Annotated in this window: 16 protein-coding genes; 10 read left to right on the top strand and 6 right to left on the bottom strand. The window is 63.7% G+C overall.

All coding sequences use genetic code 11. The annotated features are described in order from the left end of the window. The 5 genes from BW995_RS18890 to BW995_RS18870 form a co-directional block, all read right to left on the bottom strand. On the bottom strand, positions 1–825 hold the full coding sequence (locus tag BW995_RS18890) for an FTR1 family iron permease (RefSeq protein WP_076401993.1): 825 nt from the start codon (positions 823–825) through the stop codon (positions 1–3). A gap of 5 nt (positions 826–830) precedes the next feature. Then, a complete protein-coding gene (locus BW995_RS18885) occupies positions 831–4,280 on the bottom strand; it encodes a YncE family protein (protein ID WP_217696145.1) in 3,450 nt (1,149 codons plus the stop codon). Positions 4,281–4,707: 427 nt separating this feature from the next. Continuing rightward, entirely contained in the window at positions 4,708–6,729 is a 2,022-nt protein-coding gene (locus BW995_RS18880; protein WP_076401992.1) for a hypothetical protein, read from the bottom strand. A 75-nt stretch (positions 6,730–6,804) separates the two neighbouring features. Next, positions 6,805–9,897 carry an efflux RND transporter permease subunit gene (locus BW995_RS18875; protein ID WP_076401991.1) on the bottom strand — a complete coding sequence of 1,031 codons (3,093 nt, stop codon included), beginning with the start codon at positions 9,895–9,897 and terminating at the stop codon, positions 6,805–6,807. Continuing rightward, a complete protein-coding gene (locus BW995_RS18870) occupies positions 9,897–11,063 on the bottom strand; it encodes an efflux RND transporter periplasmic adaptor subunit (protein WP_076401990.1) in 1,167 nt (388 codons plus the stop codon). The genes BW995_RS18875 and BW995_RS18870 overlap by 1 nt, the downstream gene beginning before the upstream one ends. Positions 11,064–11,283: 220 nt before the next feature. Here BW995_RS18870 and BW995_RS18865 point away from each other — a divergent pair, with 220 nt between their 5' ends. From BW995_RS18865 to BW995_RS20665, 4 genes are read left to right on the top strand one after another with little or no spacing between them, the layout of a single operon-like run. Next, the gene (locus BW995_RS18865) at positions 11,284–12,537 is read left to right on the top strand and encodes an ABC transporter substrate-binding protein (RefSeq protein ID WP_084194992.1); all 1,254 of its coding nucleotides are present in this window, start codon (positions 11,284–11,286) and stop codon (positions 12,535–12,537) included. A gap of 14 nt (positions 12,538–12,551) precedes the next feature. After that, complete coding sequence (locus BW995_RS18860; RefSeq protein WP_076401989.1) at positions 12,552–14,423, top strand: ABC transporter permease; 1,872 nt, start codon at positions 12,552–12,554, stop codon at positions 14,421–14,423. After that, the gene (locus BW995_RS20670; RefSeq protein ID WP_076401988.1) at positions 14,420–15,214 is read left to right on the top strand and encodes an ABC transporter ATP-binding protein; all 795 of its coding nucleotides are present in this window, start codon (positions 14,420–14,422) and stop codon (positions 15,212–15,214) included. The genes BW995_RS18860 and BW995_RS20670 overlap by 4 nt, the downstream gene beginning before the upstream one ends. Next, positions 15,201–15,887, top strand: a complete 687-nt coding sequence (locus BW995_RS20665; protein ID WP_076401987.1) for an ABC transporter ATP-binding protein — start codon at positions 15,201–15,203, stop codon at positions 15,885–15,887. The genes BW995_RS20670 and BW995_RS20665 overlap by 14 nt, the downstream gene beginning before the upstream one ends. On the opposite strand, the gene BW995_RS18845 is transcribed toward BW995_RS20665, so the two are convergent. Further along, positions 15,851–16,570, bottom strand: a complete 720-nt coding sequence (locus BW995_RS18845) for a GntR family transcriptional regulator (RefSeq protein ID WP_076401986.1) — start codon at positions 16,568–16,570, stop codon at positions 15,851–15,853. The two genes, BW995_RS20665 and BW995_RS18845, sit on opposite strands and share 37 nt — an antisense overlap. 192 nt (positions 16,571–16,762) lie before the next feature. Between BW995_RS18845 and BW995_RS18840 the strand changes: the two genes are divergently transcribed. From BW995_RS18840 to BW995_RS18815, 6 genes are all read left to right on the top strand, one after another. Next, positions 16,763–18,067 (top strand): NAD(P)/FAD-dependent oxidoreductase, encoded by a 1,305-nt coding sequence (locus tag BW995_RS18840; protein ID WP_076401985.1) that lies wholly within the window; start codon positions 16,763–16,765, stop codon positions 18,065–18,067. Between the two features lie 3 nt (positions 18,068–18,070). Further along, positions 18,071–18,811: a type 1 glutamine amidotransferase gene (locus tag BW995_RS18835; RefSeq protein WP_076401984.1), complete on the top strand. Its 741-nt coding sequence runs from the start codon at positions 18,071–18,073 to the stop codon at positions 18,809–18,811. A gap of 383 nt (positions 18,812–19,194) precedes the next feature. After that, on the top strand, positions 19,195–20,034 hold the full coding sequence (locus tag BW995_RS18830) for an ABC transporter substrate-binding protein (protein ID WP_076401983.1): 840 nt from the start codon (positions 19,195–19,197) through the stop codon (positions 20,032–20,034). 57 nt (positions 20,035–20,091) lie between these two features. Continuing rightward, on the top strand, positions 20,092–21,426 hold the full coding sequence (locus BW995_RS18825) for a dicarboxylate/amino acid:cation symporter (protein WP_076401982.1): 1,335 nt from the start codon (positions 20,092–20,094) through the stop codon (positions 21,424–21,426). A gap of 78 nt (positions 21,427–21,504) precedes the next feature. Beyond that, positions 21,505–22,173, top strand: a complete 669-nt coding sequence (locus tag BW995_RS18820) for a hypothetical protein (RefSeq protein WP_076401981.1) — start codon at positions 21,505–21,507, stop codon at positions 22,171–22,173. 22 nt (positions 22,174–22,195) lie between these two features. Beyond that, positions 22,196–23,170, top strand: coding sequence for a LysR family transcriptional regulator (locus tag BW995_RS18815; protein ID WP_076401980.1), 975 nt, complete (start codon positions 22,196–22,198; stop codon positions 23,168–23,170). Positions 23,171–23,275 lie beyond the last annotated feature (105 nt).

The raw sequence follows: 23,275 nt of genomic DNA, 5'->3' as shown, positions 1-23,275 counted from the left end.
TCAGGATGCTTTCGGTTGTTGATAGCCGCGGTGCCACAGGGTCACCGCCAGCGCCAGATACAGCGCCCAGCACAGGAACTGCAACTGGGTCGGCGACGAGTTATAACCGAACAGGGCGCGCAGGAAAGTCCCAATCAGCCCGCGATCATCCAGAATGAAGGAAATGTCAAACAGATGGTCGGTCATCACCGAGACCAGTTCAACACTTTGCAGCATGTTGACCGCAGACCCCAGAAGACCAGCGGCAATGATGATGATCAGCAACGAGGTATAGCGAAAGAACGGTTGCAGGGCGATCTTGCGGGTTGACTTCAACAGCATCCACACCAGAGCGATCGACACGGCCAGCCCGAGGGCGGCCCCGATCAGGCCCGCTTCCAGCGACACTTCGGCACCGGAATACATCAGGGCAGAGAAAAACAGCACCGTCTCCACCCCTTCACGCAGCACGGCGACAAAGGCCAGCGAGATCATGCCGAACAGGTTGCCTGCGGTGACAAAGCCTTCCAGCTTGCGCTTGACGCTTTCGGTCTGGGCACGGGCCTGCTTTTGCATCCAGATCGCCATGTAGGTCAGCACCGCCGCTGCAAACAGCAGGATGCCAATCATCATCATTGTCTGATAGGCGGCGTTGCTGAACTGGTCGATCACCACCTGGAACAGGAAGGCCGCCGCCAGCGACGCCACCACCCCACCGGCAACACCGACATAAATCCACTTGGCGTAGTGCAGCGCATCCAGCTTGCGCAGGAAGGCCAACAGGATGCCCACCAGCAAAAAGGCCTCCAGACCTTCGCGCAGGGTGATCAAAAACGCAGCCAGCATGGCTATCAGCTCCCTAATTCAATGGACAGATGGTTCATTTCCACCACCTCGGGGGTCGGCAGGGCGGGGTAAGCCTTTTGCACTGCCGTCGTCACCCACTGCGGATAGATGCGGAACAACAGACGGGCCTCGACCTTCACCGGCAATTGGGTGTCCGGCGGCAAGGCAAAGGCTTCGTCGCTGTGCCCCCCCGCCGGGATGCGGGTATCGGTCAGCATCTTTTCATGGCGCCAGAAGGTCAGACCGGCGGGCGTGCCATCGGCACGGCCAAAGGTCTTGGCGTATTTGCGCACATCGGCAGGCAGTTCGTTGGCGCTGTCCAGTTGGCCGCTTTGCACCACCACCTGCCCACGGGCATCGGTAACGGTCAGTTGCAGCCACATTTCGCGGAAGTCGGCCACCCCGGTCGGCAGCTTGTGCCCGGCGCCGGTATTGGCCACCCGCACCACCACCTGCCTGCCATCGGCGGTCGGTTCCAGACGGCTGGTCAGGGTGGCCGACGAGCGCAGCAAATCAACGCTCATCTGCGCCAGTTTGGGATTGCGCAGACCGACCAGATGATGGTTGGCGCCGGTGAACTGGTGGGTCACCACGTTGGCCTTCACCGGCCCGCCATCGGTCGATTGCCCCGGCAGCGGCGTGCCGATCTGCTTGATGTCGCCATGCATGTGGCAATCAATGCAGGTGCGGTTCTTGCTGGGGTCGGACGGATTGTTATAGGGCGAGGCTTCCCATTCGCCATAGGTGTTCACAATCACCGAGCCAGTCCCCGGCGAGAACTCGCCATGGCAGGAGCCGCACAGCTTGGGGTCCTTGTAGAACGGCTGCATGTAGCTAGCCTTGTGAACATCGGGCTTGGCATTGATCTGCTTGTCACCCAGCCACTTCAGCGCGGCAGAGTCGTCATTTTCAAAGACATAGGTTTCACGGTCGCGCAGGTTGACGGTATAGCTGGCATTGCCGCCGCCTGCCGTCGCCACATCCTCGACAGCGGTGATGCGGTGACACATCAGGCAACTGGTGCCTTCGTCAAGATCAACGCGGCCTTCTTTCTGGGCTTCGATCAGGCTGACCCCACCCTTTTCAAACATGTGACCCTGTTCGGTGCTGGCGCGCCAGCCAGTGGACAGCTTGGCGGGTTGGTGGCAGCCCATGCACCAGGCGCGGAAGCCCTCGCCTTCGGTTTCCCCGGCCAGATTTTCCACCACCATGTAATAGGGGTTGGATTCCCCCATCAGGCGGTGCGTTGAATCGGCCCACTGGTCAAACAGCTCGGAATGGCATTCGCGGCAGGCCGCCGAGTTCACCCAGTCCTTGGGATGCGGCGTCTTGCCGTCGGGGCTGTTGGCCTCGATGCGCATCCACGTCCCGAAGAACGGCAGGTTTTCCTTGGCCACCACGTAGCGATGCAGGTCGGACATCATCCCGCCCACCGCATCCGGCGGGTTTTCCGGGTCGATGTTCGGCGCCCCAAAGCGCGGATCACCGCCCATGCCGCCCTGAGTGTCACGGATCATGTTCAGGTAATCGGTCACAAAGTCCCCGGCCACCATGTATTTCATGTTGCGGTGACCAATCACCGCATCCTCGGCGACGTTCCGTTTGGTGTCGTGATACAGGTACTGGTTGGTAAAGTTGAAGCCATCGACGTGGCAGGACTGGCAGCTCATCCAGTTGTCCCCCGCCATCGACCGGTCGGGGAAATCATCGGTGTTGCCGGAATGGAACAGCCGCTCGCCCCGCCGCACCGGCGGCGGCAGCGGGTCATGGGCGACCAGTGTGGCGAATTTTTCCTGCGCCAGCGTCACGCGGGCAAACGAGCTGTTGCCCCCGGCATCCAGACGGCTGACATCGAGACTCATCGCGTTCTGCACCAGAATGTCGTTGCCATCAACCACCAGCCCGCGCGGGTTGTCGCCCGGCAAATGGCGGAAAATCTGCACCACCTTGGCACCGCCCTGATCAAGTTTGTTGGCCCGGCGCGACCGGCGTTCGGCGCTGTCCTGACTGAGCGGACGGGCGCGCGAGCGGTCAAACACCAACAGGTCTTCGCTGCCCGCCGCCGTCGCATAGACCCGCTTGCCGTCGGCGGAGAAGGCCACCATCTGCGGGTTGGAGACAATGCGGGTGCGGTTGCCCTCTTCCAGAATGTTGATCTGCTGGAACAGTTGCTTGCGATGCTCCAGAACCTCGTGCTCTTCGCCCGGCACCAGCGACAGCAGTGAAATCGCCGGGAAGACGGTCGACTGGAACTGGAACGGGTGATCAAAGTTCCACAGCACATGCGGCAGCCAGGCTTCGGTCTGGTCGGGGCTGAGGGCGATGTCATCCAGCAGGCGCGGTGCCCCCTGCGACACCGTTTCACTCGGGTTCTGTTCTTCGCCCAGTTCAATGGTTGACAGCGGCTTCAGCGGTGTCGCGGTGGTATCCCACAGGCTGACCTTGCCGATCATCGCATGGGTGATCAGCAGGCGACCATCACTCAGCAGGGCCAGACCACGCGGCGTTTCCGGCACGGTGACCGTTTCGGCCACCTCGCCCTTTGGGGTCACCGCCACCAGCTTGCCAGCCTCGAACAGCGCCACCCAATACCAGTGATGGCGGGCATCATAGACCACCCCGATCGGACGACCGCCGACCGTCGCCGTCGCCTTGACCGCCAGCGTCTGGCGGTCAAGCACCAGCACCCGTCCGCCCAGCATGTCAGTGACGGCCAGCGTTTCCGGCCCCAGTGCCAGACGCTGGATATCACCGCCCAGCACCGCCTCGGCGGTGCGCTCGCCGCTTTTGCGGTCGATCACCGACAGCGAGCCTGCCGAGAAATTGGCGCTGTACAACCGGCCCGACGGTCCGTCGAGCAGGAACGAGGTGCTGCGCTGTGGCGGAACGTCCTGCGCGGGGGCATCAGCGGCACGGGCATAGCCCGGCAATGCCATCAGCGCCAGCACCGCCAGCACGATCAGGGCCAGCCCGCGCAGGGTCCGCAGCAGGCTATAGCGCCAGGCATGGACCAGCACGATGGCGGTGACCACCAGACCGCCAATCAGGTGACTCCAGCGGACCACTCCGCCAACGTCATCGCCACGATTGCCAACCAGCGCCAGCCACAGCCCCGACAGCAGCAGGACGGCCAGCAACAGCTCGATGCCCCGCCCGGTCCAGCTCAGGAACGGCGTGGCACGGGGAGACGACAAATGGCCGCGATGGGACAACCAGAACGGCACCACCAGCAACGGAAAGGCCACCAGCGTCAGCAGGTAATGGCTGACCAGTGCCACCCGCCCGATCTGCCACGGCAGCCCGACCGCCCCGGCCACCACATCCCACAGCAGGACGCCACTCAGCAGGGCCAGATAGAGCACCACCTCCACCCGCTTGGAGTGGAAAGCCAACCGGCGGTGCCATGGCATCGCCCGCAGTTTTGCGTGGAAGTCGCTTTTGGAGGAGGTCGCCATCACACACTCTTCTTGCCAGCACCAGACGTCGAACGGAATACCCACATTCTTTTTATTCGTTGCCGTTCCTAACTCTTACACCAGTTGCCACAGATCAGGTAGTGAGAATAAGTCGCACGACCATTCGCAAGTCGCAATGCTGGCATACAGATAAACAGTCGGGCTGCCATCGGTCGTTACAACCCCCAAAAGGCTTATGGCGGCGAAGGTTTCCCCTCGCCGCCATCAGGCGCGTTCCAGTCACAGACCGCTGCCCCTTGGTCGCCGATGCCAGCCCTGCCCCGGCGACCAAAGTCCTACTACCCCGGCTAGAGCATTTTCCGTTCTCTCTGGATCACTTCAAATGCTCTAATGTCTTGTATTTCAAGCAAATACGTCGTCACAGATGGCCCCATATGCTCGGGATTTGCCCTAAAGACAGGGTATTTTACTTGCCGGCGCTGACCTTGACCTGCGCGGCCATCACCTGCGCCACACCGGCCTTGGTGATCTGCGGCACGCCGTCCTTGTCGGTATCGCCGGTGGTGTCACCCGCCACAATGTTTTCACCCGAGTCACCCAGCCATTCGGACATCTGCGCGCCGCCGTTGATCACGGTGCGGAACCAATGCTCGTAACGACCGGTCAGGTTGGCGAGGTCGAGCAGCGGCTCCTTTTCCCCTTCCTGATTGCGCAGGGTTTGCAGGGCTTCGCGCAGACCGGCACTGATCGCCGCAGCGGTCCACGGGGTGTGGATGGTCGGCTTGCCCGGCTGGTCGGCGAAGGTGCCGATGGCCTTGTCAAACATCTTCGCTTCGATAGCCAGGTACAGCTTGCGGGCCGCAGTCCGGTACTTTTCGTCACCGGTGGCCTTGAACGCCGCCGACAGGCCGCGAATGGTGGCGAACTGGGTGGCGAGGCTGCGCGAGGCCGAAGCCCCCTTGCCGATTTCATAGCTGTCGGCCACCAGACCATCCTTGCCAACCAGCTTGGCCAGAATGAAGTTGGACTGGGCGCGGATCAGCTCGACGGCGCGCTTGGCACGGGCGGTGCCCAGCGGCTCGCCGGCATCAGCCGAGGCGTAACCGACCGGCAGGGCATCCTGCGAGCGCTGGAAAATCTGCAACGCCGCCAGAGTATAGGCCGCATCGTAGGTGGTGACGGTGGTCCCGGCGCTCTTGCCGTCCCAACGGTCAACAAAGGTGCCTTCCTTGGCGTTGAAGTGCAGGGCGTCGAGGTTCTTGAACTGGGCGTTGGTCAGCAGCGACACCACCGAGAACACGTCATCGGCGGCCACATCGTCGCTGAGGTCCACATTGCGGTTGGCAGCCGGAGCTGCCGCGAACGGAGCACCGTCAAACACCGCCATGAACGCCTTGTTCTGGCCCTTGTTTTCGGCGCGCTGATCGCTGTAGGCATAGACTTCGGCCAGCGGCCACAGCATCATCCAGGTGTTGCGCAGGGTCGAAGAGCCGTCGATCACCTCCAGCTTGCCGATCGCCTTGACGCCGTTCTTTTCGGCTTCGGTGACCTTGACCGCCGCCGGGAACCACAGGGCACCCTTCTTCGGGTCATAGGAGGAGGTCAGCTTGCCGCCGAGGGCCTTGCCGTCATAGACCATCTGGTTGCGCAGGGTCAGCAGCTTGTCCCAGGTGATTTCGGTCAGCAGAACGCCGTTCACACCGTCAGCCGCCGACACGCCCAGAGCGTGCTTGCCGTCCTGATCCATGGTGCTGCTTTCGGCTTCGACTTCTTCGTCGCTTTCCTTGACGTGCATGCCGCCGAGGAAGTCCTGCGCCCACATCACGTCCTTCAGCATCTCGGCGCCCGCGGCAGCCGGGGTGAAGGTCTTGCTCATGCCGTCTTCGGTCCAGCCGAGGCTGGCGTAATCACGGAAGTACGCCGGGATGCTGGTGCTGACGGTGGTTTCCTTGCCTGCAGCATCGACCAGCTTCAGCTCGTCCTTGCCGACTTCGCTGGTGTCAACCTTGCCGGCAAAGGTCGGCATGCCCTTGGAGTACGGGAAGCTGACCGGATAGAAGTTCAGCGGCAGTTCTTCCGCCGAGAAGCCAACCGCAGCGGTCAGTTCCATCACCCGCTTGCCGAGGCTTTCCAGCGTGCCGCCCCGGCTGGCGTTCAGCGGACCGTTGACGATGTGCGGGCCCATCTTCGACTGATAGTTGACCGCATACATCGCTTCTTCCGAGTACTCGTAGCTCTCGATGCCAGCGGTGTAGTCAAAGGCGGTCGGCTGGTTGACGGCGTTCGGGTCCAGCACGTCGAGGTCCAGCCCCAGCCCTTCGGCCAGCGGCTCGCCCGACAGTTCGAATTCGGTGTACGCCAGCATGCCGCCCGCGACATCAAAGCTCTTGTCGAGCACTTCGACCTTTGCCTCGCCAGCCCAGGCTGCCGAGCTGGCCATGATTGCCACCGAAGCACAGGACAAAAGCCACGTCTTGAAGGTCCGCATTACAGTCCCCTGAAGTCTTGGAAATTCGCTGGGGAAATTCATAACGCGAACCATTCGCATTTTCAATCTTTTTCCCTAACTTTTTTGCACCTGCCCAATCTCCACCGTCTTGTCGCGCCGCACCAGCCGGTCCAGATACAGGTACAGAACCGGGGTAATGTACAGGGTCAGCAGTTGCGACAGCAGCAGACCGCCGACCACCGCCACCCCCAGCGGCTGCCGGGACTCGCCGTCCTGCCCATAGGCGACCGCAATCGGCACCGCCCCCATCAGGGCGGCCAGAGTGGTCATCATGATCGGGCGGAAACGGACCACTGCCGCCTCAAAGATCGCCTCGGCAGGCGGGCGCTGGTGAACACGCTCTTCGACCAGCGCAAAATCGATCATCATGATGGCGTTCTTCTTGACGATCCCGACCAGCAGGATCACCCCGATAAAGCCATACAGGTTCAGCGGCATCCCCGACAAATCCAGCGCCAGCAGCGCCCCGACCGCCGCCGACGGCAGGCCCGACAGGATGGTCAGCGGGTGGATGAAGCTTTCATACAAAATCCCCAGCACGATATAGACCACCAGCACCGCCAGAATCAGCAGCCCGCCCATGCCCTTCAGCGACGAGGTAAAGGCCTGCGCGGTGCCTTCAAAGGTGGTCTGGGTGGTCGATGACAGGGCGACCGCCTGTTTCAGCGCCTCCAGCTTGTCCACCGCCTGCCCCAGTGATACCCCCGGCGCCAGATTGAACGACAGCGTCACCGAGGGTAACTGGCCCAGATGGTTGATCGACTGCGGCAGGGACGAGGCGGCAATGCGTGTTACCGCACTCAGCGGCACCAGTTGCCCGCTGCGCTCGGAGCGGACATACAGGCGGCTGAGGTCGTTCAGCTCCTGCTGATACTGCGGCAACAGTTCAAGGATCACCTCGTACTGGTCGGCATCGCGGTACAGGGTCGACACCTGCTGTCCGCCAAAGGCCGAGCCCAGCACGGTTTCAATCTGCGCCGGGGTGATCCCCAGCACCGCCGCCCGGTCACGCAGGATTTCCACATGCACCGCAGGCGACGACAGTTCGAGGTTGCTGGTCACATCCAGAAAGCCCTCGGTCTGCGCCAGCGCATCGGCCAGCCGGATCGACCCGGCATAGAGGGTTTGCAGATTCAGGTCCTGCAAGGTGTACTGATATTGCGCCTTCGACACCGACCCGCCGATGCGGATCGACGGCGGGACGCTGAAATAGGCCTTGATGCCCGGCACGGTCGGCACCATCTTGCGAAGTTCGTTCAGGATGAGGAACACGCTTTTCCGGTCCTCGAACGGCTTCAAGGTCACAAACAGCGTTCCCGAGTTGGCCGAGGCGCGCGACCCTCCGGCCCCGATCGACGACATCACCCCGTCAACACCGGGATGGCTGCGCAGGATTTCGGCCAGTTTTTGCTGGCGAACGGCCATTTCTTCCAGCGAAATGCCGACGGTGCCTTCGGTATAAGCGGTGATGCGGCCACTGTCGCCCACTGGCAGGAAATCCTTTGGCACCACCATGAACAGCCACACCGAGGCGGCAATGCTGGCCAGAAAGGCGCAAAAGGTCAGCCGGTGGTGGCGCATGCACCACTGCAAGGACCGCCGGTACAGGTCCTGTACGGCATCAAAGGCACGCTCGCTGGCCTGATAGAACCGCCCATGCGGCCCGCCATGCCCCCGGATCAGGCGGCTGCACAGCATCGGGGTCAGCGTCACCGACACCACCCCCGACACGATGATCGCCATCACGATGGTCATGGCAAATTCATTCAGCAAGCGCCCGACCACGCCCCCCATGAACAGCACCGGAATGAACACCGCTGCCAGCGAAATGGTCATCGAAATGATGGTAAAGCCCACCTCGCGCGCGCCATCGAGCGCCGCCTGAAAGGGCGACTTGCCCTGTTCCTGATGGCGGACGATGTTTTCCAGCATCACGATGGCATCATCGACCACAAAGCCAACCGACAAGGTCAGCGCCATCAGCGACAGGTTATCGAGGCTGTAGCCCATCGCCGCCATCCCGGCAAAGGTGCCGATCACCGCAATCGGCAGGGCCAGCGACGGAATGATGGTCGCCGACAGGCTGCGCAGGAACAGGAAGATCACCATCACCACCAGTGCCGCCGACAACAGCAGGGTGAACTGCACGTCATGCACCGAGGCGCGGATGGTCAGGCTGCGGTCATACAGCACCTCCAGCGTCACCGTGGGCGGCAACTGGGTGCGGAAGGTTGGCAGCACCTGGCGGATGCGGTCAACCATCTCGATGGTGTTGGCCCCCGGCTGGCGCTTGATGGCGAGAACGATCGAGCGGGTGCCGTTGAACCAACTGGCAACCTTGGTGTTTTCCACGCTGTCCACCGCCTGCCCGATATCGCCGAACCGCACCGGTGCGCCATTGCGATAGGCGACCACCTGCTGCACGAAATCTTCGGATGTCCGCAGCTTGCCACTGGTGTAGATGGTGGCGGTCCGCGTCGGTCCGCTGAGGGTCCCGGCAGGCTGGTTGACGTTCAGCGCCTTGATCGCCGCATTGACCTCGTCCAGCCCCAGACCGCGGGCGGCCAGCGCGTTGGGGTCCACTTGCAGGCGCACGGCATACTTTTGCGAGCCATAGACGTTGACCTCGGCCACGCCTTCGATCACCGACAGCCGCCGGGCCAACTGGCCTTCGGCAAAATCGGCCACGTCGGACAGCCGCATGGTCTGCGACCCCAGCGCCAGATACAGCACCGGCGCATCGGCCGGATTGGTCTTGCGGAAGGTCGGCGGCGAGGTCATCTCGTCGGGCAGATCACGCTGCGCCGACGACAGCGCGGTCTGTACGTCCTGCGCGGCAGCGTCAATGTCGCGATCCAGGGCGAACTGCAAGGTGATCTGCGTTGATCCCAGCGTCGAAGTCGACGCCATCGACTCGATCCCGGCGATGGTCGCCAGCTTGTTTTCCAGCGGCGTTGCCACCGACGAGGCCATTGTTTCCGGGTCGGCCCCGGACAGGGTGGCGGAAATGCTGATGGTGGGGAATTCGACGGCGGGCAGCTCGCTGACGGGCAGGCGCAGATAGCCCAGCACGCCAAACAGGATCATCGCCGCCATCACCAGAATGGTCATCACCGGGCGGCGGATACACAGTTCGGCCAGCGACATTATTTTTTCTCCGTGCCGTCAGCCGGGGCCGGGGCTCCTGCCGGTGGACTGACCACCGTCACCGGTAAACCCGGTGCCAGCCCAAGCTGACCATCGGTCACCACCCGGTCGCCCGCCGCCAGCGCCGGACCACTGTCACCGTCAGCCGCCGCCACCGCAACCTGGGTTCCGTCCTGCCGCAGCACCTTGATCCGTCGCATCTCGGCGGTCTGCTGGCCGTTGATGACATACAGATAGGCCCCGTGCTGCCCGGCATTGATCGCCTCCTGCGGCACGATCATCGCCTGCGGCAAACTGCCCAGACGCACCGCCACCTGTACGAATTCACCGGGCACCAGTCGCAGATCCTGATTGGCGGTGGTCGCCCGCAATTCGACCGTCCCGGTTGCAGCGTCAACCTGTGGGGCAACGAAATCAACGGTGGCGGCAATCCGGTCGTTGATCACCGCCTGCACCGCCCCGCCCGCCATCGCCGCCTGTACCAGCGGGATATCCTGCTGCGGCAGGGTAAAGGCGATGCGGATCGGTGACAGGGTTGCCAGATCGACCAGCGCCGCGCTGTCATTGACCAGATTGCCCGGATGGACCCGCACCGCCCCGGTCTTGCCACTGATCGGCGCGCGCACTTCGGTATAGCTGAGGTTCAGGCGGGCCAGATCGACCGCCGCCTGATCGGCCGCCACCGTTGCCGCCAGCGCCCGTGCCTGCGCGGTAGTTTGCTCCAGTTGCTGGGTCGAGGCATAGCCCTTTTGCGACAGGCTGCCATAACGGCCAACATCGGCGCGGACGCTGGCAAGTTGCGCCTGATCGCGCTCCAGTGCCGCCTCGGCCTGTCGCAAGGCGATCTCATAGGGGGCACGGTCCAGCCGGAACAGCACCTCCCCGGCGGACACCATCTGGCCTTCGCGGAACAGGGTTTCCTGCAACAGGCCGGACACCCGCGCCTTCAGCGACACCGAGGCAATCGCCGTCACCCGTCCGATGCTGTGGGCGGTCAGCGGGAAATCCTGTTGCCGGGCCGGAGCGACGCTGACCGCCACCGCCCGCACCTTGGGGGCCGGAGGCAGCGACGCCGGAGCCTTGCCCAGCACACTCCATCCAACCGCCACTACTGCCACAGCGGCGATCCCCGCCAGCACCAGCCGCCCCCGCTTTGCCGGACGCATCTGGTGCCCTCCCGCCGCAGCGGGGTCTTTTTCCTGAACCATACCTGACCGTCGCTTTCTGCCGCGGAACTGATCTGCGGATATCCTTGCCAACCAAGACTGAACGTAGGATGACCAAAAACGCGAAACAAGCGACCGATTTGTTTATCGGCCTGTTCTTCCCGTGGCCCAGACGCTAAACTCCGGCCTCCATATCCGGGTGACGGGAGCAAGACAGGCGATGCTGACGTGGGTGACTGAGACGCGGACAACGACGCGGGTGGCCGTTCAGGGGGCCATTCGGCGCACCCTGCTGGCGGCAGCGGTAACGCTGTCGGCCCTGTGGGGCACGCCGCAGGCCGGGGCCGCCGAGCCGATCCGCATTGGTGAGGTCAACAGCTATTCCCGCCTGCCCGCCTTCACCGAGCCATACCGCAAGGGCCTGCTGCTGGCACAGGAGCAGATCAACGCCAACGGCGGCGTTCTCGGGCGACCGCTGGAGGTGATCACCCGCGACGACGGCGGCAAGCCGGGCGACGCCATCACCGCCGCCAACGAGCTGTTGAGCCGGGATCAGGTCAGCCTGCTGATGGGGACGTTCTTTTCCCATGTCGGGCTGGCGGTGGCCGATTTTGCCCAGCAAAAGAAGGTGCTGTTCCTCGCCGCCGAGCCGCTGACCGATGCCCTGATCTGGTCACAAGGCAATGACTATACCTTCCGCCTGCGTCCCAGCGTGTCGATGCAGGCCAAAATGCTGGCCGAGCAAGCCGCCAAGCTCCCCGCCAAACGCTGGGCAACGGTGGCTCCGAATTATGAATACGGTACCTCGGCAGTGGCAGCGTTCAAGGATGCCCTGACCGCCCTGCGCCCGGATATCGAATGGGTCGGGGAACAATGGCCCGCCCAGGGCAACATCGACGCCGCCGCCACCGTGCAGGCGCTGGCACTGGTCAAGCCCGAGGCACTGTTCAACGTCACCTTTGGCCCCGACCTGACCAAATTCGTCCGCGAGGGCAGCGTGCGCGGCCTGTTTGATGATCTGCCGGTGGTCAGCCTGCTGACCGGCGAGCCGGAATACCTCGACCCGCTGGGGGCCGAAACCCCGGAAGGCTGGATTGTTACCGGTTATCCGTGGAGCCAGATCACCACCCCCGAGCATCAGGCATTCCTGCAAGCCTATCAGGCCAAATACAATGACTATCCGCGTGTCGGCTCGGTGGTTGGTTACAGCGCAATGATGAGTGCCGCCGCCATCATCAAAAAGGCCGGTTCAACCGACACCGCCGCGCTGATTGCCGCCGCCAAGGGCATCGATGTCGCCACCCCGTTCGGCCCGATCACCTTCCGCGCCGCCGATCATCAATCCACGCTGGGGGCCTTTGTCGGCAAGACGGCACAAAAGGACGGGGCCGGGGTGATGGTCGATTTCAGCTATCGCAACGGGGCAGACTATCTGCCGCCGCCGGAGCAGGCTGCGGCCCTGCGCCCCCGGTAAGACAGGCAACGATCGTGGATTTTCTGCTGGTGCAGGCGCTCAACGGTCTGGCGAGCGCCTCCTCCCTGTTTCTGGTCGCCAGCGGTCTGTCGCTGATTTTTGGCGTCACCCGCATTGTCAACTTCGCCCATGGCGCTTTTTACATGCTGGGGGCCTATGGCGCCTACAGCCTGTATCGCCTGCTGCTGCCGCTGCTGGGCACCGGCTGGGGGTTCTGGCTGGCGCTGCCGCTGACGGCGCTGGCGGTGGCAGCGGTGGCCGCACTGGTCGAAATCCTGATTCTCCGCCGCCTGTATGACGCCCCCGAGCTGTTGCAATTGCTGGCCACCTTTGGTCTGACGCTGATCACCGAAGATCTGGTGTTGATGGTCTGGGGGGCCGAAGACCTGCTTGGCCCGCGCGCACCGGGGTTAAAGGGGGCGGTCAGCATTCTGGGGCAGAAATTCCCCCTCTACGATCTGGCGCTGTTGGCCGTCGGGCCAGTGGTCTGGCTGGCCTTGCGCTGGTGGCTGACCCGCACCCGCTGGGGCTTGCTGGTGCGGGCGGCAACACAGGACCGCGCGATGGTCGCCGCGCTGGGGGTCAATCAGGCGTGGCTGTTTACCGGCGTCTTTGCGCTGGGGGTGTTCCTTGCCGCCCTCGGCGGTGCCATCCAGCTCCCCCGCGACGCCATCCACCATGGCATGGGCCTGCAAGTGATCGTGGCGGTGTTCGTGGTGGTGGTGATCGGCGGTCTGGGCAGCATCAGCGGGGCCTTGCTGGCCTCGGTGCTGATTGCCGAGCTGAATGCCTTTGGCATCCTGTTGTTCCCCCGCATCACACTGGTGCTGATGTTTCTGGTGATGGCGGCGGTGCTGATCGTCCGTCCCTCTGGCCTGCTGGGCAAGCCACAGGCCCCGGCGCAGGCCGTGTCTCCTAGCCGCCCGTGGCAACCATGGCAGCCCCCCGTTCGCTGGCTGCTGCTGGCAGCGGTGGGGCTGGCGGCCAGCGCCCCGCTGTGGCTGGGCGATTACCGGCTGAGTGTTGCCAGTGAAATCCTGATCTTCATGCTGTTTGCCGCCTCGCTGCACCTGATGATGGGGGTTGGCGGACTGATCAGCTTTGGTCATGCGGCCTTTTTCGGGCTGGGCGCCTATGGCGCCGCCCTGTCGGTCCACTGGCTGCAGGCTCCGATGGGACTGGCGCTGCTCAACGGCCCGTTGCTGGCAATCGCCGGGGCGATCCTGCTGGGCGGGTTCTGCCTGCGCCTGTCCGGGGTCTATCTGGCGATGCTGACGCTGGCCTTTGCCCAGATCGTCTGGTCCGTGCTGTTTCAGGGCGGCGAGTGGAGCGGCGGCGACAACGGTCTGCTCGGCATCTGGCCGCAGGCGTGGGCAGCCTCTCCCGCCGCCTTTTATGGCCTGACGCTGGCGGTGGTGGTGCTGGCCATTCTGCTGATCCGCCGTCTGAGCCTGTCGCCGTTCGGCTATGCCGTGCGCGGCTGCCGTGACAATCCGTTGCGCGCCGAAGCCATCGGCCTGCCGCGCGGGCCGCTGCACTGGGCCTGCATGGTTTTTGCCGGAGCCTTTGCCGGGCTGGCCGGGGCGCTGTACGCCTTTTTGAAGGGCAGCGTGTTCCCCGATAGCGTTGCCATTCCGCTGTCGGTCGATGGTCTGGTGATGGTAATGCTGGGCGGGGTGCAGAGCCTGACCGGCCCGGTACTCGGCGCGCTGGTCTACAAGGGCCTCTCCATGTCGCTGATCAGCGCCGTCGAATACTGGCGCCTGATTCTGGGGGGGCTGATTGTGGTGCTGGCAACCGCCCTGCCACAGGGGCTGAGTGGTGTCATCGACCTGGTGCGACGTGCCCCACCCACCGGCCCATCCACTGAAGAGCCACGCCCATGAGCTGTTCCCTGCTGCCTCCGGTGCTCGAAGCCCGCGCCCTGCGCAAAAGCTATGGCGGTGTGGTGGCGGTGGCTGGTCTGTCGCTGTCGGTGCCACGCGGGCAGATCCTCGCCCTGATCGGACCCAACGGAGCCGGAAAGAGCACCACCTTCAACCTGTTGACCGGCCACCTGTCGCCGGACAGTGGCGATGTCCTGCTGAACGGCCAATCGCTCGCGGGGCTGCCACCGCGCCGCATCTGGCGGATGGGGGTCGGACGGACCTTTCAGGTTGCCGCCACCTTTGGCTCGATGACCGTGCTGGAAAACATTCAGATGGGGCTGATTTCAGCCCATAACCGCTATCGCGCCCTGTGGCCGTGGGCCGGGGCGCTGTACCGCGATCAGGCGATGGCCCTGCTTGATCTGGTCGGCCTCGGCCCGCTGGGTCCGCTGCCCTGCGCCACTCTGGCCTATGGCGATGTCAAGCGGCTGGAACTGGCGCTGGCGCTGGTCAATGATCCGCATGTGCTGTTGATGGACGAACCCACCGCCGGGATGGCGCTTGCCGAACGGGAAAGCGTGATGGAACTGACCGTCACCCTCGCCCGCCAGCGCACCATCACCGTGGTGTTCACAGAACATGACATGGATGTGGTGTTTCGCCACGCCGACCGGGTGGCGGTGATCAATCGCGGAACCCTGCTGGCAGACGGCACCCCCGACGAGGTCCAACAGAACGAACAGGTCCGTGATGTCTATCTCGGGCGCGGCGCGACCTATCGAAAGCAGGCCCCCGATGCTGAGCGTTAAGCACCTGAACCTGTGGTACGGTCAGGCCCACATCCTGCACGATATCCACCTTGAGGTTGCCAAAGGCGACGCCGTGGCGCTGATTGGCCGCAATGGCGCGGGCAAAAGCTCGACCATGATGGCCCTTGCCGGTCAGATCAGCCGCCAGACGGGCCGTGTGCGGGGTGATATCCGGTTTGACGGGCGGCCCTTGAACGGACTGCCGCCGCATCTCATCGCCCGGCTGGGTCTGGGCTGGGTGCCGGAAAACCGCCGGATTTTCAGCGAATTGTCGGTGCAGGAAAACCTGACGGTCGGTAAACAGCCCGCCCGCGACGGCCTGCGCCCGTGGACGGAAGAGCGCCTGTTTGCCCTGTTCCCCAATCTGGCCGAACACCGCCACCGTCCCGGCGGAGCGCTGTCGGGCGGAGAACAGCAAATGCTGGCCATCGCCCGCACCCTGATGGGCAATCCGTCGCTGGTGCTGCTGGATGAGCCATCCGAAGGACTGGCCCCGCGCATCGTCGAACAGATGCTCGACGCCCTGCGGGCGATGCGGGCCGAAGGCCTGACGCTGATCGTGTCGGAGCAAAACGTCCTGACCGCCCGGCTGGTGTGCAACCGGGCCTATGCGCTCGACCGTGGCAGCCTGATCGATTATGGCCCGCTGGATTCCCCGGCGCTGCCGATATAGGCGTTCAGCAGCTCGGCGGTACCGGCGTGGGTGATGCCATCGCGGATATCGGCCCCGATCGCCACCCGCAAGGCCATCGCATCGCGGCGACGGATGGCGGTCAGCGCCTCGGCGTGGCGGTCAACGGTGTAATGGTCGCTGAGACGCGACAGCGCCAGCCGGACAAACGGCCCCAGTTGCAGCCACAGGCTTTCCACCAGCGGCATCGCCGTCTGGTGCGGGTTGGCGGTATAGATGATGCGGTGGAACTGCTGATTGAGGATGGTCGCCTGTTCGACATCCCCGGCGGTGTTGGCGGCATCAATGCCCCGATCCACCTCGGCCAGTTGCTCAAGGGTGGCTTCGGTCAGCCACGGCAAAGCCCGCTCGGCAGCATGGGACTCGATGGCAATGCGCAGCTCGCACAGCTCCTGAAAACGGGCCGCCGTCATGTGCGGTACCAGAACCCGGCGGTTGTCGCGCACTTCCAGCGCCTGTTCACTGGCCAGACGGCGCAGGGCTTCGCGCACCGGCATGGTGCTGACATCCAGCGCCGCCGCGATCTCGCGGATGGTCAAAGGCCGCCCCGGCGGGATGCGGCCAATCATCACCGCTTCGCGCAGGACCCGATAGACCCACTGGTTGACGGTTTCCCGTTCGCCGCGCGCCGGCAGGGGAATATTTAGGGCTGCGGACTTTGCCATGGAATTCTGCCTGTTTGCCAACACCTCTGATCTCAGTGGCCTTTACCCTTGTCGCTGCACCGCGTCAACCGGAAGCCGAATGGCTGCATTGCGAAAAAAGTGATCACATTTTATTTGACGCCGCCGCCATCCTTTGCTGTGATCACAGAACACGCCACATTTCCGGCGTCCCACAATCCAAGAGGCCCCAGCATGGCGCATCCGTCTTCCATCCCTCAGGGTGAACTGCCGCAGACCTACTATGCCGCGACGGCCAACCCGACGCCGGAACGGCCATCGCTGAAGGGGCCGGTGGAAAGCGATATCTGCGTGATTGGCGGTGGCTTCACCGGGCTGTCGGCGGCGCTGCATCTGGCCGAACGCGGCTTTAAAGTGGTCCTGCTCGAAGCCGCCCGCATCGGCTGGGGCGCTTCGGGCCGCAACGGCGGGCAGATCGTCAATGGCTATAGCCGTGATCTGGAGGTGATCGAGCACCGCTATGGCCTCGAGGCCGCCCGCACACTGGGCAAAATGTCGCTGGAAGGCGGCGACATCATCCGCGAGCGGATCGCCAAATACGGTATCGCCTGTGCCTACCGCCCGACCAACGTCTTTGCCGCCTATAGCCAGAAGCAGATGCGCGAACTGAGCGGGATGCGCGAAAACTGGCTGCGCCATGGCCACGATGGTCTGGAAGTCCTCGACCGTGACGGCCTGCGGCGGCATGTCGGCAGCGATGTCTATGTCGGTGGCATGATCGACCATCGCGGCGGCCACATGCACCCGCTGAATCTGGCGCTGGGCGAAGCAGCAGCGCTGGAAAGTCTGGACGGAGTGATTTACGAACAGACCCGCGTCCTGCGCATTGACCGCAGCGGCCCGACGCCGGTGATCCACACCCCGGAAGGTCAGGTGTCAGCCCGCTATGCCGTCACCTGCGGCAATGCCTATCTGGGCGATGCGGTACCGGAACTGACCGCCAAGATCATGCCGGTCAGCACGCAGGTGGTGACCACCGAAGTGCTGGGCGAAGCGGTGATCAACGAGCTGTTCCCGACCATGACCGCCGTCGAAGATGCCAACTATGTGCTGGATTACTTCCGCCCGACCGAAGACCACCGCCTGCTGTTTGGCGGCGGCATCGTCTATGGCGGGGCCGAACCGGCGGACATTCAGGCGTGGCTGCGCCCGCATCTGGAAAAGGTGTTCCCGCGCCTGAAGGGCGTGCGGCTGGATTTTGCGTGGAGCGGCAACTTTGCCCTGACCATGACCCGCATCCCGCACTTTGGCCGCCTGCCGGGCAACGTCTATTTTGCCCACGGCTACAGCGGCCACGGCGTCACCTGCACCCATCTGGCCGGTCGCCTGATTGCGGAAGCCATTTGTGGGGATGCCACCCGCTTTGATGCTTTTGCCAATCTGCCCTATTATCCCTTCCCCGGTGGCCGGGCGCTGCGCGTGCCGCTGACCGCGCTGGGCGCGTGGTGGTATGGCCTGCGGGACAAACTGGGAGTGTAAGCAATGCGGATCGGCATTCTCGAAACCGGACGCAGCCGCGAGGCACTGCATGCCGCGCACGGCTCGTACATCGACATGTTCCGCCGTCTGTTCGCCGAACAGGCCCCCGAGATCACCTTTGAGGTGTTTGCCGTCCTTGATGACCAGTTCCCGGCCTCGGTCGATGCCTGCGACGGCTGGCTGATCACCGGCTCGCGCCATGGGGTCTATGAGGGCCTGCCGTGGATGCTGCGCCTGCAGGAGTTTTTGCGGCAGGCGGTGGCCGCCGAACGGCCGGTGGTGGGGATCTGCTTTGGTCACCAGATTCTGGCCGAAGCTCTGGGGGGCAAGGTGCGCAAGTCGGAAAAAGGCTGGGGCATTGCCGTCCACCAGTATCAGGTCGATGATCCCCGCCCGTGGATGGGCGAAGCCGCCCCCCCGACCGACTTCCGCCTGAATGCCATGCATCAGGATCAGGTGCAGGAGCTGCCGCCGTCAGCGCAGGTGCTGGCCTCGTCGGACTTCTGCCCCCATGCCGCCCTCTGTTATCCGTCGGCAGACGGCACGCGGGATATCGCCCTCAGCTTTCAGGCCCACCCGGAATTCACCCCGGCCTATGAACGCGACCTGATCCATGTGCTTTCGGGGAGTGCCATCCCGGCTGAACAGGCGTCCGCTGCCGAACAGGCGGTGGCGCGCGGGGATCTTCAGCCGGAACAACAACGGGTGGCCGGGTGGATTGTCGGCTTTTTGCGCCAGGCGTAAAACCCTCAGGCAGAGCCTGCGCCCACTATCTGAGGGCTACGCACAACATAACCGGAGCGCCCTGCGCGCTCCGGCTGGCCCATTGAGGGCCCGCCCGCCCATGCGGGCGCAAGGCCAGCAGGCGGAGCCTGCGCCCGCCGCCTGAGGGCTACGCACAAAACGACCGGAGCGCCCAGCGCGCTCCGGTTATGTCAAACCGTTAACGTCTTTTTCCCGGTCATGGCTCTATCGTAACACGTATGGTACCATCGCGAGCGTAAGGTGCCCATCACTCTGAAAAGGCGCCATGACTCAGGCATCACGGCTGGGGGAACTGCGTTATGGGGCTGTTGGCGTGTTTGAAACGTCACCAACGACACCGATCAGGATCAGGCCCGAGCCGCATGGGCATTGCGTTGCTGTTCGTACAGGTGTTCCTGGCCGCTGTCCTGCTGGGAGCATCCCCGGTCCGGGCCGATGGCGAGATGCCGCTGGCGCTGGACATTCAGCGGGTCAAGGAACGCGGCACCCTGCTGGTGTCGATGTACCAGCGTGACAATCCGCCGTTTTACAGCATGGACGCCCGCGGGCAGATGAGCGGCTTTGATGTCGAGATCGTCCGCAGCTTTGCCCGCCGTCTGGGGGTGCGCCCGGTGTTCATCCGCACCGGAGCCACCTTTGATGCGGTGGTGGACATGGTGGCCCGTGGCGAAGCCGATATCGCCATTTCCAAAATCAGCCGCACCTTTCCCCGCGCGATGCGCGTTGCCTATACCAAGCCCTATCTGAAACTCCGTCAGGCCCTACTGGTCAACCGCCTGCAACTGGCGCAGATCAGCAATGGCGGCGAACCGGAACAGGCCATCCGCAACCTGAATGGTCGGGTCGGCGTGCTGGCCGGATCATCCTATGAACAGTTTGCCCACCAGAAATTCCCCCATGCAGAGATCGTCGGCTACCCCGACTGGCCCAGTCTGGTGCAGGCGGTGACCAAGGGCGATGTCACCGCCGCCTTCCGCGATGAAGTCGAAATCAAGAAAATCATCAAGGCCCAGCCGGAAATCCTGTTCATGCTGCGCACGGTGGTGTTGACCGACACGGTTGACCCGATCGCCATTGCGGTGAACCCGGATGACACCACCCTGCTGACCCTGTTGAACCTGCATCTGGATGATCTGGCAATCACCCTGTCGGTTGACCAGATTCTTGATGGCCGGTTGCCCCTGATGGACGGGGCATTCTGACGGGATGATCAGGCCGAAGGGCCGATGCCCGCTGTACACGAACAAAGGAGAGTCGCCATGGCGGCGCAAAAAACAATAGTGCAGCGTATCCTGCTCAGTCCCTGGCTGATCGTCATCGGCGCAGGGTGTGGCGTGCTGATCGGCCTGCATGACAAACCGCTGGCACACACCATTGCGCCGTTCGGTGACATCTATCTGACCTTTCTCAAGATGACAGTGGTGCCGATCCTGATTTCGGCCATCGCCCTCAACATGGGCAAACTGATGTCATCGGGGGCCAGTGGAGCCTATCTGTTCCGCCTGCTGTTCGCCTTTCTCGCCACCTTTACCATTTCCGGGATCATCGGCCTGATCGTGGCGGTGATCGGTGAACCCGGCAATGTCGGGGCCGAAGACCTGCGCCTGCTGGGGTCGATCGTCCAGCAGGGCGGTTATTCTCCCGATCTGGAAATGGCGCTGAATGCCCCGCCTGCGCCGCCGAAGGAAAGTGGCTTCCTGCCGTTCCTGCTGCAAATGGTCCCGGCCAACGTCTTTCAGGCGATGGCCAGCGGCGCGACCTTGCAGGTGCTGGTGTTTTCGATGATGTTCGGCATCGCGCTGGGCTCGGTGCCGCGAGAAACCTCCGGCTCGATGTTCCATGCGCTGGAATCGGCCTATCGTGCCCTTGACCGGCTGGTGCACTGGATGATGTACATCCTGCCCCTCGGCCTGTGTGCAATGGTTGCCGTCCAGATTGCCAGCGCCGGGGCCGACATCATCCTGATGATGATGGGCTTTGTCGGGGTGGTGGGCGCCTGTTATGTCCTGATGTTCGTCATCGGGGTGCTGATCTTGTGGCACCGCCTGAAATGCCCGCTGGGGACCATCCTGTCAGAACTGCGCCAACCGCTGATCCTGTCGATTGCCACCGGCAACAGCATGGCCTGTGTGCCGTCGTGCATCACCGCCCTGCACGAAGGCTATCGCCTGAACGAACGCGATGTCGGGCTGCTGGTGCCGCTGGGCATCGGCATCTGCCGCTATGGCAACGTGGTGTATTTCGCCGTTGCCACCCTGTTCATCGCCCAGCTGTATCAGGTCGACGTCTCGCTGATCCAGATGGTGTTCATCGTGGTCGGCTGCATTCTGGCCGGGATCGCCACCGCCGGAGCCTCGGGGGCGGTGACGCTGGCGATGCTGGGGATCGTGCTGGGGCCGCTGAACATGCCGCTGGACGGGGTTCTGCCGCTGTTCATCGCCGTTGAGCCGATCATGACCCCGCTGCGCACCTTTGCCAACGTGTTCCTGAACTGCGTGGTCACCGCGCTGGTCTCCGCCGCCGAAGACACCCCCGACGAAGACGACGCGCTGGAAGAGATCGACCCCACCGCCGAAGGAGCCCCGGCAGAATGATCAGCACCGGTTGCCTTCCGGGCGCAACTGGTGTAGCTCCTGCGCGGTGAATACCCTGACAGCCCGTATGGATGCCCGATGATCCTGACCCCGATTGCCCTGCCCGACCTGCCAACCGCGCTGGAGCAGTTCGACCTGTGCCTTGACGACCAGCCGCTGGCGCAAAAAGCCTTTCGCCGGATTGCCGCCACCCTCGCCCATGTCGAGGATGAAACGCTGGAGCTGTCGCAGAACCCCCGCCATCAGGCCGAAGCGGTGGCGCTGATCCGCACTTTTGGGATGGGCGTTCTGGAACAGCCGCCGACCAGCGGCTATACGTGGGACGGTCAGGCGGTGGCGGTCCAGATGGAGCCATCGGTGATCATCCACGAAATCGGCCATTTGCAGGTCTGCGCCCCGGAACGGCGGACGGCGCTGGATTTCGGGCTGGGGGCCGGGCCGGAAACCGGCTGCCGCAGCGAGGCCGATCAGGCGATGACCGTTCACGGCGTCGAGCGCGAAATGGAAGAGGCGCTGGCCTCGTTGCAGGGCATCCTGTGGGAAGCCGAGGTCAACCAGCCCGCCATTCTGGCCTTTCTGGAGCAGAACTGGCTGGAAGGCGGCGCCAATACCCAGAACAAGGCGCATTTCGTGAAAATCGTCACTCACCTGCACCGCTTTGGCCTGCTTGATGACCACGGACGCCCGACCCGCGCCCTGCGCGAGGCCGATGATGCGACCTTCCTGACGCCGCTGTGCGGAGGATAACCAGTACCTGCGGGAGGGGCCCGTGTTCAGGAAATACCAGTATCTGTTGGCTCTCGCCCGCCATCATCACTTTGGCCGTGCCGCCGCCGAATGCCATGTCTCGCAGCCGACGCTGTCGAATGCCATCCGCCTGCTGGAAGACGAGCTTGGCGTGCTGATTGTCGAACGCGGCCAGTCCTTTCGCGGCTTCACCCTCGAAGGGCTGAAGGTGATCGAAACCGCTCGCCGCATCCTGCAGGAACAGGAAACCCTGCGGCAGGAACTGCGCCGCGATGGCGTTGACCTGCCCGGCGAGTTGCGGCTGGGGGTGATCCCCACCGCCCTGCCGGCGGTCAGCCACCTGATCGCCCCGTTCAGCAGCCGCTTTCCCCACGTCCGCATTTCCCTGCTGTCGCAAAGTTCGCGTGACATCCAGCGCGGGCTGGACGAGTTCGAGCTGGACGCTGGCATCACCTATCTCGACAACGAGCCGCTGATCAATGTCCGCATGCAGCCGCTGTATTCCGAACGCTATTACCTGCTGACCCGCCGCAGTGAGGCCCTGCGCGATCTGACCTGTCTGTCATGGGCCGAGGCGGCCAATCACCGCCTGTGCCTGCTGACCCGCGACATGCAGAATCGCCGCATCGCCGAGTCTGCCTTTCGCATGGCCGACCGGGTGATCAGCCCGGAGGTCGAGACCAATTCACTGATGACCCTGTACACCAATGTCCGCACCGGACCATGGTCGAGCGTGGTGCCGGGACAATTGTTGACCCTGCTGCCGCTGACCCCGGAGATGATTGCCCTGCCGTTGATAGCCCCCGATGTGACCTATGTGGTCGGACTGGTCTACGCCAATCGTCAACCACCGGTTCCATTGGCGCGGGCGCTGGCAACGGTGGCCGTCGAAGAACATCTGACCGCCCACATCGCCCGTTTTACCAGCGAAACACTGGGCAAAATGGGCATTCAGGACCCGCCCAACCCGCGCGGACGGCCATCGGTCACGCTGTGACCCACCCCCGTTCGGGCGGGCGCCGGCACACCCCGGCGGCGACCGAACCCCCTAAAAAAACTATCAGAACCCGGCTGATTCCGCCCGCATACCGCAGGGCGTCAT

The organism is Insolitispirillum peregrinum (assembly GCF_900156605.1).
GTDB lineage: Bacteria > Pseudomonadota > Alphaproteobacteria > Rhodospirillales > Rhodospirillaceae > Insolitispirillum > Insolitispirillum peregrinum.
Note: the sequence above shows the minus strand (reverse complement) of the source record. Positions and strands in the feature narration are given on the sequence as shown.